Source organism: Pseudoxanthomonas mexicana, from assembly GCF_010093385.1.
Lineage (GTDB): Bacteria > Pseudomonadota > Gammaproteobacteria > Xanthomonadales > Xanthomonadaceae > Pseudoxanthomonas_A > Pseudoxanthomonas_A mexicana.
In genome coordinates, this window is the sequence record NZ_PDWV01000038.1 from 26,107 (window position 1) to 39,910 (window position 13,804).

A 13,804-nucleotide genomic window follows, 5' to 3' on the forward strand; every position below is an offset into this window, starting at 1 on the left:
GGGCAGAAGCCCGATTTTAGCCGTCAGGCCCGATCCATGCGAGTCCGTACGGTGGCGTCTGCCGGCGTCGCGGCAAGCAGGGCGGCGAGCCGGGCTGCGCTGCCGGGGGCCTGGTCGAAGAACAGGGAGGGCTCGGTCAGCTCCAGTTCGAGCAGGCAGGGCTGGCCGTCCGGGCCGGACAGCAGGTCGATGCGTGCGTAGGTCAGGGGCGCCTCCAGCTGACGCAGACGCATGGTCGCGGCCAGGATGCGTTCGGCGAGGGCGAGTTCCGAAGGCAGGGGCTCGCGCGCGGTGATGTCGCCCGCCGCCATCGGCGCCTGGCGTGCCGCTTCTCCGGGGGGCAGCTGCGCGCCCTTGCGGAGCGCATGGCTGAAATGGCCGGCAAGGTAGACCAGGGCGGTTTCGCCAGCGGCATCCACCGTGGACAGGTAGGGCTGCAGCATCACGCTGCGGTCCTGGTCGAGCAGCCGGGCGATATGGTTGCCGGCGGCGAACTGCTGGTCGCGCTGGTAGCGCTGGGTGTCGCGCGCGCCGGCACTGACGGTCGGCTTGACCACGAACTCGTCCGCATCCGCGAACGCCTCCAGAAAGCGACTCAGGGCCTCCATGGGCTCGGCATCGGGCTCCACGAACGTCGTCGGCACCGTGGGGATGCCGACGGCGGCCAGATCAGCCAGATAGTGCTTGTCGGTGTTCCACCGGACCACGTTTAGCGGGTTGAGCAGCAGGGTCGCACGGTCCACCCGTTCGGCCCATGCCAGGAACTCCGGCAGCCGTTCAGTGTAGTCCCAGGGCGAGCGGAGCAGGACGGTATCGAAACGCCCCCAGTTCACGGTGGGATCGTCCCAGGCCACGGCGCGCGCATGCAGGCCGGCATCGGCACACGCATCGAGCAGGGGAACGAGGTCATCGTCATGCCCGGTGGCAGCGACGGCGGTGACGAGGGCGACGAGGGCGACGGTTCTCATGGCGGCAGTGTACGCGCACGCCCCGCACCGGATTCCCATTGCCCGAAAGTACCTGTGTCCGGGATGGGCGGCTGGGTAGAATGCCGGCTTTCACCATCGAATGGATCGCGCCATGGCGGGTAATCCCGGCTCCGGAGGCAAGCAGAAGCTCTATCCCAGTGCGGCAGCGGCGCTCGAAGGCGTCGTGGCCGACGGCCAGACGCTGGCGGTCGGCGGCTTCGGCCTGTGCGGCATCCCCGAGGCGCTGATCGGTGCCCTGCGCGACAGCGGCGTGAAGGGGCTGACGGCCATCTCCAACAACGCGGGCGTGGACGGCTTCGGACTGGGGCTGCTGCTGGAGACCCGCCAGATCAGGAAGATGATTTCCTCGTACGTCGGCGAGAACAAGGAATTCGAGCGCCAGTTCCTTTCGGGCGAGCTGGAACTGGAATTCAACCCGCAGGGCACGCTGGCCGAGCGCCTGCGGGCCGGCGGTGCCGGTATCCCCGCGTTCTTCACCCGCACCGGCTACGGCACGGTCGTCGCCAAAGGCAAGGAAACCCGCCAGTTCGGCGAGCATTGGTACGTGATGGAGACGGCGCTGATGGCCGACGTGTCGCTGGTCAAGGCGTGGAAGGCCGACACGGCGGGCAACCTGGTGTTCCGCAAGACCGCGCGCAACTTCAACCCGGCCTGCGCGATGGCCGGCAAGGTCTGCATTGCCGAGGTCGAGGAAGTGGTTGAGGTCGGCGCGATCGACCCCGACCACGTCCACCTGCCGGGCATCTACGTGGACCGCATCGTCCACAACCCGACCCCCGAGAAGCGCATCGAGCAGCGCACCGTCCGCCAAGGAGACAAGTGATGCCCTGGACCCGCGATGAGATGGCGCAGCGCGCCGCGCGCGAACTGACCGACGGCGCCTACGTGAACCTGGGCATCGGCCTGCCGACCCTGGTCGCCAATCACATCCCGGCCGGGATGGACGTCTGGTTGCAGTCCGAAAACGGCTTGCTGGGCATCGGTCCGTTCCCCACCGAGGACGAGGTGGATGCCGACCTGATCAATGCCGGCAAGCAGACCGTCACCGCGCGCGCCGGCGCCAGCTACTTCGGCAGCCACGACTCCTTCGCCATGATCCGCGGCGGCCACATCGACCTGGCCGTCCTGGGTGCGATGCAGGTCACCGACAAGGGTGATCTGGCCAACTGGATGGTCCCGGGCAAGATGGTCAAGGGCATGGGTGGCGCCATGGACTTGGTGGCCGGCGTCAAGCGCATCGTCGTGCTGATGGAACACGTGGCCAAGGACGGGAGCCACAAGATCCTGCCGCAGTGCGACCTACCCCTGACCGGCGTTGGCGTGGTGGATCGGATCATCACGGACCTGGCCGTACTCGACGTGACGCCGGATGGGCTGGTGCTGGTGGAGATGGCCGAGGGTGTCACCGAGGCCGAGCTTCGTGCCAAGACGGGCGTCCCTTATCGGGCGCGGGCTTGACAGGCGCCATGGTTGCGTGACGGGAGTCAAATCCCCGCTCACGTTACTTGCGGTGCATCTGACTTTCAGCTGTACGTCATCCTGCCGATAAACAGGTTAGCGGACCGGGTTGGCTGTTTTACAGCCGGTCAGCTGGGCTATATTGTCCATTCAGGGGCTCCATCTGTTTTTCTCGAGGGTACGTATGAAACTCCGCATTGGCGCTTGCGCCTTGGTAGTGGCTTTGGCCGGGTGCAGTGGAGGCAATCCCGAATCGGGCGTGGCCGGGATGCGTGGCGTTGCCGCGACCCAGCCGTCCGCCACGCTGCCGGCCGCACTTCCGTTGGCCCGCGCGATCGGCGCTTCGATCGCCAATGCGCCGGACCGCGGCGCGCTGTTGTCCTATCCGGACAAGCAGAAGGCGGCCAAGCAGGAAGGCGCGTACACCTGGTACCCCACGGCCATCAGCGAGGCGCACGCTTTCAAGGCGGTGGCCACGGGCGAAATGACGGTGCCGTCGCCCGATGGCAGCCAGGTCAAGCTGCGTTACGAGCGCCATGTCGAGGAAATCGACGGCAATTGGACCTGGATCGGCCGTGTGGTCGGCGGCGATCCCATGCAGGAAGCCATCATCACCTTCGGCGAGAAGGCGGTGTTCGGTTCCATCCCGCAGGCCAACGGCAAGCCGGCACTGAGCCTGCAGACCCGCAACGGCAGCGTGTTTGCCGTCCAGACCGATCCTTCGAAAGTGGTGTCGGCGACCAAGGGTCATGTGGACATGATGATCCCCGAGGCGGCCGCGCTGCGCTCGTCGATGGGGGCCGCGGTCAGCCAATCGGCGCCCGTCAGTCAGGGGGCGACCATGGTGGCGCAGTCTGCGCCGCAGACCTCCGCCAATACCATCGACGTGGCGATCGGGTATACACCTGAATTCGCGACGGCAAACGGCGGCGCGTCCGGTGCCGCGACCCGTCTGGTCTTCCTGATCAATGTGGGCAACCAAGCCTTGGTGAACAGCGACGTCAACGGCTACCTGCGCATCGTCCATGCCTTGCAGGTCAGCTACACCAATACCAACAGCAACCAGACCGCCTTGTCCGAACTGACCGGCAGCAATGGCCAGTCCGCCGTCACTGTCCCGGCCAGCCTTGCACCGCTGCGCACGGCGCGCGACCAGTACGGCGCGGATATCGCCGTGCTGGTGCGCAAGTTCAATACGCCGGAAAACGAGGGCTGCGGCATCGCCTGGCTAAACGGCGCCAACCAGACCGCCATCACCGCAGCGGATGCTCCGTGGGGTTACGCGGTCATCAGCGACGGCTACGACCAGGGGACGGACGGCAAGACGTACTACTGCGCCGACGAGACTTTGGTGCATGAAGCCGCGCACCTGATGGGCTCGGCGCATGATCGCGCGAATTCCACCAATTCCTCGGGCGGCCTGCAGTACGGGCGTTACGCCTACTCGTTCGGGTACAAGACGGCAGCAGCGGCCGGCAACTTCTATACGGTGATGGCATACGGCGACACCGGTCAGATCTCCCACCGCATCTTCTCCACGCCCCTGAAAAACACCTGCGGCGCCAGCGCCAACCTCGCCTGCGGTGTGGCCAACAGTGAGGACAATGCGCGGAGCCTGAACCAGACGATTCCGGTGGTGGCTACGTTTCGGGCGACAGTAGTGCCATTCACAGGCAAGGGCCGTAACGATTTCAATAACGATGGCATCTCGGATCTTCTTTGGCGCTCCAATTCGCGCCAGATCGAAACGTGGGCTATGAATGGTGCAGCTTTGTCAGCCGCAAGGGGCTTTCAGCTTCCTGTGGGTTACAGGGTTATGACCTCTGGCGATTTCAATGGCGATGGGTTCAACGATTTGCTGCTTACGAGCGCAGCGCGTGACCTGGTTCTTTGGACTGGCACCGGAGCTGCATTCACCTCGCAATCTCTAAACCGTACGTATGGGATTGACTGGTCCGCCATCGGACAGATCGACTTCGACGGGGACGGTAAGTCTGATTTGCTTTGGAAGAACAACGTTACAGGCGCGATCGAAACGTGGATGATGGATGGCGTGACGCTCACGCGTGCTACAGGCTTCAATCTTCCATCCGGGTATTCGGTGCTGACTACAGGCGACTTCAACGGCGATGGTTTTGGCGACCTATTGCTGGGTGGTCCATCCCGTGAACTGGTGATGTGGTTCGGCACGGGTACTTCGTTCAATGGTCAGGGCTTGGGTAAGATTTACGGTCTCGGCTGGGTGGTGACGGGAGGCGTGGATGTCAACGCTGACGGCAAGTCGGATCTATTGTGGCGCAATGACAGCACCGGGCAGTTCGAAACTTGGGTCATGGATGGCTACATGCTATCCGTCGCCACCGGATACTCGTTGCCCGCTGGTTACGAGATTTTTGGCTCTGGGGACTACAACGGGGACGGCAAGCTAGATTTGTTGTTGTCCAACAGTCAGCGAGAGCTGTTCATGTGGTTTGGCACCGGAACCTCATTCAATGGTCAAGCCCTTAACCGCATATACGGCGGTGGATGGGTGGCCGACCTCGATGTGCGTCCGTTCTTTGCGCAGAGAGTTACGACGGACTTCAATGCCAGCGGCGCCTCCGACATTTTGTGGAAGAGTGATACTGCGGGTCAGTTTGAAACGTGGATGATGGGCGGCGCCACGCTGCAAAGGGCTATTGGATTCACGTTGCCGACTGGCTACCGAATCATGACGACCGGTGACTTTAATGGTGACGGTCATGCTGATCTGCTGTTAACCAGCGCTGCGCGCGACACAGTGATGTGGTTTGGCAACGGAGTTGGATTCCGCGGTCAGTCGCTGGCGCGTGTTTACGGTAATGGTTGGAGCGCCGTAGGGAACGTTGAGATCAATGGTGACGGTAGATCCGATCTACTTTGGCTGAACGGATCGAGTGGTCAGTTTGAAGCTTGGGTGATGAATGGGGTGACGCTTGTTCAGGCTCGCGGGTACAGTCTGCCAGCAGGTTACTCCATTCTGACTACCGGTGATTTCAACGGAGACGGCTTCAGCGACTTGTTGATCGGCAATGCGTCGCGTGAGCTGGTGATGTGGTTTGGCACCGGCAATGGTGGATTCAACGGCCAGGCTCTGAACAGGCAGTACGGTGCGGGGTGGGTTGCTGTAGGCCAAGTTGACATCAATGGTGACGGAAAATCGGACCTCATTTGGCGCGATACTAACTCCGGGCAATTCGAGACGTGGCAGATGAACGGTGCCGAATTGACGCGTGCGGCGGGGTACGCTCTGCCGGCAGGTTACGGCATTCTTGGTACGGGCGACTTCAATGGGGATGGGAACACCGATCTGCTGATCGGCAATGGTTCTCGCCAGATCGCAATGTGGTTCAGTACGGGTACCTCCTTCAATGGGCAGAGTTTGAACAGGGCTTACGGCACCGGCTGGAACGTGCTTTCAAGCTTTTGATTTCTGCTGCCGTTGTCAGACGAAAAAGGTCCGCTCTCGCGGACCTTTTTTTTAGCTAGTTCCGACTGGGTTTGGCGTACTTGTATTCAGCGATACCGTCAGGCGTAGTCTGTCCGATAAGGTTGGCAACCGTAGTCCAGCTCCAGTCTTCAGCAGCGACGCACGGAGCTATGATGCGTTCGATAGCATGGGCCATGGTTCCATCTAGCTGAGATGTCTCCCGTTCGAAATCCGAGTGGGTAAGCCCGATCTCAAGCAATGGTCGGATCGCCTGCAGGCGAACCCAGAACATGCTGCCTGACACGAACGTAGAATCGCTAAGAACTTTGGGTGATAAGCCAAGCTGTCTCGCTAGTTGAGTTACAGCGAGCGCGTTTGCGCCCCAGTAATAGTTCATTGGCTGTACATGTCCTTCTGGTGCCACCAGTCCAAGTGCTGTGTCCTGTGAAAATGCATCTAAGATTGTTTGGGCGCGGATTCCAGATACGAGCTTGAGAATCAGTTCGCGCCGCCAATCATCGCCATCCTTCCTATGCAGGGATCGTTTGGTGTGGAGCTTCAGGATCAATTGCTCACCCTCCTGTAGTAGGCGTGCAGCGATCTGGAGGAATGGCAGAATGTCACGTCCTCTGTTCTCTAGGACGTGTAGACGATACTTCAAGCCGCACCTACGTAGCGTGGCTTCGGCCGATTGAGCCCTATCGGGTGTAGTGGAGACTTCGAGCTGCCAAGGAATCTCGCACTCCCGCAACTGGTTCAGCATTTCCGGGAGAACATCCAAGTGCCATGCATGGAGCACAACGATAGGCCGGATCGGGTTCGGCTCTCGCTTGGAGAGTGCAGCGCGAGTACTTGCTAAATTAGCATACCCGAATCGGGCGTCTGGTTCTAAAAAGGCACCTTCTGCCCACTCATTCCAAGCATTTATAAATATTGGGGTTTGCCCTTGCTGTTGCAGCGTCCACTCTACGCTTCGACGTAGCCAGCGCTCGTAACGGAAGGGCGCAGATAACGCATATGTCGTTGCGCATCCAGGACGACGCGGCTCGTTGTCCCAACCAGTATTGACTCCCGGGAAAAGCTTGTAGCTTTTGGATAGGCTTAGCGACTCCTCGAACTCCCTGTTGAGGTGACGCCAGTCGCGGATTCTCCCGGCATAGTTTGGATTGATCAGTTGGATGTCGTCTCCGGCTGTAGAGATAGACGACAAGTTTGGGGGGAACTGAATGGCGCTATCGAAGCCGAGCGAAGCGGGCGTCGGGCGTTCAAAACTCTGGACATATGAGAGCTGTATTTCGCCTACGCCGTTCTCGCAGCACCAGTGACGCCAACGCTCCGTAGTGGTGGCGGTGTCCGGAAGAAGTCCGGGACGATAAACCAAGAGCACGGGCTTCCCATCCACCCGCAAATAGCGCGGGTCCCGCATGTACTCCGCCACGTGCTCGATGAACGCGATATCGTCCTCGGGCGAATGTTTCTGGTCGATCAGGATTTCGTCGCCGCGCCCGTCCCACGTGCGGGTCCACTTTTCATTGGCCCAGCACAAGCAGAACTTCAGGTCAATGGACTTGTCGTTGAGCCAGTTGCGCAGTGGCGTCTCGAGCAGCGTCTTGCCGCCGAACCAGTAGAAGTAGAAGCAGAAGGCGCTGATGCCGTACTCGCGAGCCAAGCGGGCCTGTTCGTGCATCACTTCGACATTGCGCAGGTCGTAGAAGCCGAGGTCGCCGGGTAGCTTGGGCTGGTAATGGCCCTCGAACTGGGGCAGCGCGCGGGTGACATTGCGCCATTCGGTAAACCCTTTGCCCCACCATTCATCGTTCTCAGGAATGGTGTGAAACTGCGGCAGATAAAACGCGACCAGGGTGGCGGGCAAGGGGTCGGGCAGTTCCCCCTTCTCGTAAGGGACATAGCCGATCGCACGCTCATCCGAGCGTACGTAGGGGCGTCGCGGCAATTCACCGGTGGGTGCCTTGCCCTTCGGGCCCTCCGGCACCCAATGCCCGCGCGTGTCGAGAAACCGCTGGCGCAAGCGGTCGCGCGTCGCTTGCGACATCGGCGTCAACCGGAAGGCGGTCCGAAGCGCGTAGAAGAGCGTGGTGCGAAGTTGCCGGGACAGTGAATTCGACACGGAGTCCTTAGAGGTTCTGGTAATTCGGCCCCGAGCCACCTTCCGGCGTCACCCAGTCGATGATCTGGTAGGGATCCTTGATGTCGCAGGTCTTGCAGTGCACGCAGTTGGCGGCGTTGATCTGCAGGCGCTTGCCTTCGCCGTCGTCGACGATCTCGTAGACGCCCGCCGGGCAGAAGCGCGTGCAGGGGTTGTCGTATTCGGCGGCGCAACGGGTCACGCAGACGGACGTGTCGTGCACGCGCAGGTGCACGGGCTGGTCTTCGTCATGCTCGGTGGCCGCGTAGTAAACGCCCTGCAGGCGGTCGCGCGGGGCCAGGGTGCGGTCCACGTAATCGCGCTTGGGCTCTTCGTACTCGCCGACTTTGTCCAGCGATGACCAATCCGGCTTGACCTTCAGCGTCCAGGGCGACAGGCCGCCGGTGAAGGTTTCCCACGCGGCGTTGGCCATGCCGAACCACAGGCCCTTCTTGAAGCCGGGTTTGATGTTGCGCACGGACTTCAGCTCGGTTATCGCATCCGAGGCACGCAGCTTCGCGTCGAAACCTTGCGGCGCAAGCTGCGACGAGACCAGGTGCTCGGCCGCCAGCATGCCGCTGCGGATGGCCTGGTGCGTGCCCTTGATCTTCGGCACGTTGAGCAGGCCGGCGGTGTCGCCGATCAGCAATGCGCCGGGCATCTCCACCTTGGGCAGCGACTGCCAGCCGCCGGTGACGATGGCGCGCGCGCCGGCGGACAGGATGCTGCCGCCCTCGAGGAGCGGCTTGATCAGCGGGTGGTTCTTCCATTGCTGGAAGGCTTCCCACGGCTTGTACTCAGGGTCCTTGTAGTCCAGGCCGCTGACATAGCCGAGCGCGATCTGGTTGTTCTCCAGGTGGTAGAGGAAGCTGCCGCCGTAGATGTCGTTGCTAGCGGGCCATCCCAGGGTATGCACGATCTTGCCGGGCGTGACGCGACCTTCCGGCACCTGCCACAGTTCCTTGATCCCGATCGAATACGCCTGCGGATCGCTGTCCTTGTCCAGCGCGAAGCGCTTGACCAGTCGCTTGGTCAGGTGGCCGCGTGCGCCTTCGGCCAGCACGGTGACCTTCGCGCGGATGTCGATGCCCTGCGTGTAGCCGGATTTGTGGCTGCCATCCTTGGCGATGCCCATGTCGCCGATGCGCACGCCGATGACCTTGCCGTCGTCGTCATGCAGCGTCTCGGCGGCGGCGAAGCCCGGGTAGATCTCCACGCCCAGCGCTTCGGCCTGCGGGGCCAGCCAGGCGCACATCGCGCCCAGCGACACGATGAAGTTGCCGTGGTTGCGCATGCCCGGCGGCACCATCGGGAACTTGCGGCCACCATCCTTGCTGAAGTACCAGAACTCATCCTCCGTGGCCGGGACGCAGATCGGCGGCGGATTGTCGCGCCAGCCGGGGAGCAGGGCATCCAGCGGTGCGGGTTCGATCACGGCGCCGGACAGGATGTGCGCGCCGATCGTGCTGGCCTTCTCGATCACGCAGACCGAGATATCGGGATCCAACTGTTTCAGCCGGATGGCGAAGGCCAGGCCCGCTGGGCCAGCGCCGACGGTGACGACGTCGTATTCCATCACATCGCGTTCGACATCGGACATCGGGCTTGCTCCAGAAGGGCGTTAGGCTGCCGGTATTTTCGGGGTTTGCACCGGACGGGGCAAATCCGCGAGCATCGCGGGCGTGACCATACCCTTGCCACTGTCGACGGATGGCGCCTTGGCCGCGCTGCCGGGTGCATCGCTTGCGTTCGTGCCGGAATGGCTGGGCGCCGACGAGGCCGATGCGTTATTGCGCCTCCTCCAGCGCGACCTGCCCTGGAGCGTGCACCGGATCAGGATGTTCGGACGTGAAGTGGATTCCCCGCGTCTCAGCGCCTGGATCGGGGATGCAGGGGCGGTCTACCGCTATTCGGGCGCCGATTTCACGCCCTGCCTCTGGAATCACGCCCTGTCCGTGCTCAGGGTGCGGCTGCAGGAGGAACTGGGAGTGCCGTTCAACAGCGTGCTGGCGAATCTGTACCGCGACGGGCGGGATGCGATGGGCTGGCACAGCGACGATGAACCCGAACTGGGTCCACGTCCCGTCATCGCCTCGGTGAGCCTGGGCGGCGTGCGGCGTTTTGCGCTGAAGCACCGCCGCGATGCGGCGCTGAAAGGCGTGCTGGAGCTGCCGCATGGCAGCCTGCTGGTGATGTCCGGTGACACCCAACGGCTGTACCGGCATGCGCTTCCGCCTACCTCCCGCGTGGTGGCCCCCCGGATCAACCTGACGTTCCGCCAGGTCGATCCGGCGCGCCGCCGCTGAGCGGCGGACGGGTCAGGGGGATGCGGCCGGCTTCGGGTCGCTATTCCCCGAAACGAGCACCCAATCCGCGATATCGGCCGTGGCCGCTTGCAGGGCCTGTTCGAACGCCGTGGCCACGCGGGCCACGTCCACGCCATCCGCAGGCCGCTGCTGCAGGAACGTGCGTGAGGCGACGACGCGCTGGCTGCGGTTGTTCACCAGCTTGGCGTTCCCCTCCACCACCGCCTCCGGCAGTGCGCCGCCCGCGTAGTCGGCGTCGAACCGGCGCAGGTCCATGACCAGCTTGTAGTCGCCCAGGATGCCGGCGTCGGCGCTGGCCACCGCCGGGATGCGGCCGGAATCCTCCAGTGTGCGCTGTACCGCATCCTGCAGCATGTCGGTCGCCGGCATCGCCCATGACGCGCCGCGATAGACCTGCAGTTCGCCCGGTGTCGGCCGCACGCTGATGCGGGGGCTGTCGATCACCCGCGCCGCGGTGGGCTTGGCGATCACCAGCGTCCACGACACGGCAGGCCAGTCGGGGCGCGCCGGCACGCGGACGTCCGGCGCGAAGATGGTGACGGGATCCCGCTGTTCGCTGCCCAGGATGGAGCAGCCGGCCAGCGCGAGCGCAAGGGGAAGGGCAAGGATGAGGCGCGTCGGCTTCATTTCGGTTCGAACTCCTTGGGTGCATCGCGGCCCAGCAGGTAGCGCGCGGGATTGCCTTCGAGGCGGTCGCTGACGCGGCGCAGGTCGCGCACCAGGCCGCGCAGCTCGGTCAGCGTGGGGCCCAACTGGCCCAGGCCGTCGTTGGCGAAGCTGTTGATGGCGGCGCGGTTCTCGCCGAGGATCGCATCGGCGTTGCCGGCCGCCGAATCCAGCTTGCCCAACGTCGTCTCCAGCTTGTCCAGAATGCCAGGCAGTTCCTGCACCAGGTTCTTGTCCAGGCGCTCGATGGCGCCATTGGTGGTGGTCAGGGTCTTGTCCAGGTTCTGCGCCGCGTCGCGCGCGCTGACGATCAGCGACTCCAGCCCGTCCTCGCGGCTGGCGAGCGAGTTGCTCATGGACTCCAGATTCTCGAGCGTGGCGGTGATGCTGGCCACGTTCTTGTCGCTCAGCACCTGGTCCAAGCGCTCGACGATGCGGTTGGCGGTGTCGGTGATGTTCTGCAGTGCCGACGGGGCGGTCTGGATCACCGGCGCTTCGCGGCTGTCCACGCTGGTCAGGGCCGGTGCCTGCGGCGTACCGCCGCTGAGCTGGATGATGGTCGGCCCCGTCAGGCTGGTGATCGCGAGCTTCGCACGGGTATCGGTCTTCACCGGCGTGTACGACTCTACCCGGATGCGTGCGATCACCTGGCGCGGATCGTTGGGCGCAAGCGACAGCTTGGTGATCGAGCCCACCGCAATGCCGTTGTACTGCACCGGGCTGCCGACGGACAGGCCGGTGACCGCCTCGCGGAACCCCACCTGGTACTCCTGCCACGTGCGTTCGGACGAATACTTGGCCGCCCACAACCCGAACAGCAGCAGCGCGCTGGCGATGATGAGGGTGAAGGCCCCGATAAGCACGTAGTTGGCGCGTGTTTCCATGGATCAGACCGCCGTTTGCGAAAGGGAGGGCCCGGAAGGCCGCTGTCCGTCGCGCGCGGCGCGCGCGCGCGGGCCGTGGAAGTATTCCTGCACCCAGGGATGGTCGAAGCGCTCCACCTCCGGCAGCGGCGCGACCGTGACCACCTTGCGGTCCGCCAGGACAGCCACGCGGTCGCAGATCGCGTACAGCGTGTCCAAGTCGTGGGTGATCAGGAACACCGTGAGGCCGAGCGCTTCCTGCAGGGTCTTGATCAGACGGTCGAATGCGGCCGCGCCGATCGGGTCCAGCCCCGCGGTAGGTTCGTCGAGGAACAGCAGCGGTGGATCGAGGGCCAGCGCGCGGGCCAGCCCGGCGCGCTTGCGCATGCCGCCCGACAGCTGCGACGGCAGCTTGTTCAGCGCGTCGGCGGGCAGGCCGGCCAGCTTGACCTTCAGCAGGGCCAGTTCGTAGCGCCAGCTGTCCGGCAGTTCGGGATGATGCTCCTTCAACGGCACCTGCACGTTCTCGCCGACCGTCAGCGAAGAGAACAGCGCGCCGTCCTGGAACAGCACGCCGGTGTTGCGTTCGATGTGCTGGCGCGCGGCGGGATCCTGCGACAGTGCATCCTCGCCGAGCACGGAGATCCGTCCTTCCTGAGGTTCGCGCAGGCCGAGGATGGCGCGCATCAGCACCGACTTGCCGGTGCCGGATCCGCCGACCACGCCGAGGATCTCGCCGCGGCGCACGTCCAGGTCCAGGCCCTCGTGCACGGTCTGCTCGCCGAAACGGTTGACCAGCCCGCGCACCTGGATCACGGCCTCGTGATTGGACGAATCAGCACGCCGCTCCGTCGTTGCCTGCGGCGCGCCATCCGGACCCGCTGCCTGTTGTCCGATTTCCGATGCCATCGTCACCAGTCCATGTGCATGAACCACAGCGCGGCCAGCGCGTCGATCATGATCACCAGCGAGATGGCCTGCACCACGCTGGACGTGGTGCGCTCGCCGACGGATTGCGCGGTGCCTTCCACGCGCAGGCCCTCCAGGCAGCCGATCAGGCCGATCACCAGCGCGAACACCGGCGCCTTCGACAGGCCCACCAGGAAGTGGCGCACTTCGATGGTGTCGTGCATGCGCGCGATGTACATCTGTGGGGGGATGTCCAGGTCGAAGGCGCCCACGGTGACACCACCGGCCAGGCCCGCCATCATCGAGATGAAGGTCAGCAGCGGCAGCATCACCAGCAGGGCGAGCAGGCGCGGGATCACCAGCAGGTCGATGGGGTCCAGGCCCAACGTGCGGATGGCGTCGATCTCCTCGCGGCTCTTCATCGCGCCGATCTGCGCGGTGAAGGCCGACGCGGTGCGACCGGCCAGCACGATGGCCGTCATCAGCACGGCGAACTCGCGCAGGAACGCGATGCTCACCAGTTCCACCACGTAGATCTCCGCGCCGAAGTCGCGCAGCACCGTAGAGCCGAGGAAGGCGATCACCGCCCCCACCATGTACGACAGAAGGATCACCAGCGGCACCGCATCCAGGCCCACCGCTTCCATGTGCGCCACCGTGGCGGTGGGGCGGAAACGGCGTGGCTCCTTGACCATCCGCACCAGCTTGACCAGGTTCTCGCCGGTGAAGCTGAGCAGGGCGACGATTTCCTGCCCGTTCTCGTGGACCCGCTGGCCCAGGCGGGACAGCGCGGCGAGTACGCCGTAGTCGCGCTTGCGTGGCGGCCGGTCGTCGGCGACATCCTCGATGGTGCTGACCAGTGTCTGATGGTCGGTACGGAACGCGATGTCCGACAGCTCCATGCCGCGGCGCTTGGCGAAGCGCATCAACTGCAGCACGCCGGCGGAGTCGATGCGGTCGATCCCGGTGGCATCCAGTTGGTCGACCGCGTCCGGCAG

11 protein-coding genes are annotated in these 13,804 nt (G+C 64.0%); 4 read left to right on the forward strand and 7 right to left on the reverse strand.

Going from position 1 to position 13,804, the window contains the following annotated elements; genetic code table 11:
* Positions 1-23 precede the first annotated feature (23 nt).
* Positions 24-968 (reverse strand): ATP-grasp domain-containing protein, encoded by a 945-nt coding sequence (locus CSC76_RS13600; RefSeq protein ID WP_162110539.1) that lies wholly within the window; start codon positions 966-968, stop codon positions 24-26.
* A 112-nt stretch (positions 969-1,080) separates the two neighbouring features.
* Between CSC76_RS13600 and CSC76_RS13605 the strand changes: the two genes are divergently transcribed.
* The 3 genes from CSC76_RS13605 (at position 1,081) to CSC76_RS13615 (ending at position 5,895) form a co-directional block, all read left to right on the forward strand.
* On the forward strand, positions 1,081-1,812 hold the full coding sequence (locus CSC76_RS13605) for a CoA transferase subunit A (protein WP_162110540.1): 732 nt from the start codon (positions 1,081-1,083) through the stop codon (positions 1,810-1,812).
* The gene (locus CSC76_RS13610) at positions 1,812-2,447 is read left to right on the forward strand and encodes a CoA transferase subunit B (protein ID WP_162110541.1); all 636 of its coding nucleotides are present in this window, start codon (positions 1,812-1,814) and stop codon (positions 2,445-2,447) included. Before CSC76_RS13605 ends, CSC76_RS13610 begins: the two co-directional genes overlap by 1 nt.
* Positions 2,448-2,631: 184 nt before the next feature.
* The gene (locus CSC76_RS13615; RefSeq protein ID WP_162110542.1) at positions 2,632-5,895 is read left to right on the forward strand and encodes an FG-GAP-like repeat-containing protein; all 3,264 of its coding nucleotides are present in this window, start codon (positions 2,632-2,634) and stop codon (positions 5,893-5,895) included.
* Between the two features lie 55 nt (positions 5,896-5,950).
* Here the strand turns inward: CSC76_RS13615 and CSC76_RS13620 are convergent, their stop codons facing one another.
* Together CSC76_RS13620 and CSC76_RS13625 are read right to left on the reverse strand one after the other, a co-directional pair.
* Complete coding sequence (locus CSC76_RS13620) at positions 5,951-8,023, reverse strand: glycoside hydrolase family 99-like domain-containing protein (protein WP_162110543.1); 2,073 nt, start codon at positions 8,021-8,023, stop codon at positions 5,951-5,953.
* Between the two features lie 7 nt (positions 8,024-8,030).
* A complete protein-coding gene (locus CSC76_RS13625) occupies positions 8,031-9,641 on the reverse strand; it encodes an electron transfer flavoprotein-ubiquinone oxidoreductase (protein WP_162110544.1) in 1,611 nt (536 codons plus the stop codon).
* A gap of 118 nt (positions 9,642-9,759) precedes the next feature.
* Between CSC76_RS13625 and CSC76_RS13630 the strand changes: the two genes are divergently transcribed.
* Positions 9,760-10,347 carry an alpha-ketoglutarate-dependent dioxygenase AlkB family protein gene (locus CSC76_RS13630; protein WP_162110545.1) on the forward strand — a complete coding sequence of 196 codons (588 nt, stop codon included), beginning with the start codon at positions 9,760-9,762 and terminating at the stop codon, positions 10,345-10,347.
* A 12-nt stretch (positions 10,348-10,359) separates the two neighbouring features.
* On the opposite strand, the gene CSC76_RS13635 is transcribed toward CSC76_RS13630, so the two are convergent.
* The 4 genes from CSC76_RS13635 to CSC76_RS13650 all read right to left on the reverse strand — a co-directional run.
* Complete coding sequence (locus CSC76_RS13635) at positions 10,360-10,995, reverse strand: ABC-type transport auxiliary lipoprotein family protein (protein WP_162110546.1); 636 nt, start codon at positions 10,993-10,995, stop codon at positions 10,360-10,362.
* Positions 10,992-11,918, reverse strand: coding sequence for an MlaD family protein (locus CSC76_RS13640; protein WP_162110547.1), 927 nt, complete (start codon positions 11,916-11,918; stop codon positions 10,992-10,994). The genes CSC76_RS13635 and CSC76_RS13640 overlap by 4 nt, the downstream gene beginning before the upstream one ends.
* A 3-nt stretch (positions 11,919-11,921) precedes the next feature.
* A complete protein-coding gene (locus CSC76_RS13645; RefSeq protein WP_162110548.1) occupies positions 11,922-12,806 on the reverse strand; it encodes an ABC transporter ATP-binding protein in 885 nt (294 codons plus the stop codon).
* A gap of 2 nt (positions 12,807-12,808) precedes the next feature.
* Positions 12,809-13,804: MlaE family ABC transporter permease (locus tag CSC76_RS13650; protein WP_162110549.1), on the reverse strand; the 996-nt coding region annotated here is incomplete at its 5' end.

Coding starts and splice junctions, on each gene's coding strand:
- CSC76_RS13640 (WP_162110547.1), bottom strand. CDS start 11,918: ATGGAAACACGCGCCAACTACGTGCTTATCGGGGCCTTCACCCTCATC.
- CSC76_RS13625 (WP_162110544.1), bottom strand. CDS start 9,641: ATGTCCGATGTCGAACGCGATGTGATGGAATACGACGTCGTCACCGTC.
- CSC76_RS13615 (WP_162110542.1), top strand. CDS start 2,632: ATGAAACTCCGCATTGGCGCTTGCGCCTTGGTAGTGGCTTTGGCCGGG.
- CSC76_RS13635 (WP_162110546.1), bottom strand. CDS start 10,995: ATGAAGCCGACGCGCCTCATCCTTGCCCTTCCCCTTGCGCTCGCGCTG.
- CSC76_RS13605 (WP_162110540.1), top strand. CDS start 1,081: ATGGCGGGTAATCCCGGCTCCGGAGGCAAGCAGAAGCTCTATCCCAGT.
- CSC76_RS13645 (WP_162110548.1), bottom strand. CDS start 12,806: ATGGCATCGGAAATCGGACAACAGGCAGCGGGTCCGGATGGCGCGCCG.
- CSC76_RS13600 (WP_162110539.1), bottom strand. CDS start 968: ATGAGAACCGTCGCCCTCGTCGCCCTCGTCACCGCCGTCGCTGCCACC.
- CSC76_RS13610 (WP_162110541.1), top strand. CDS start 1,812: ATGCCCTGGACCCGCGATGAGATGGCGCAGCGCGCCGCGCGCGAACTG.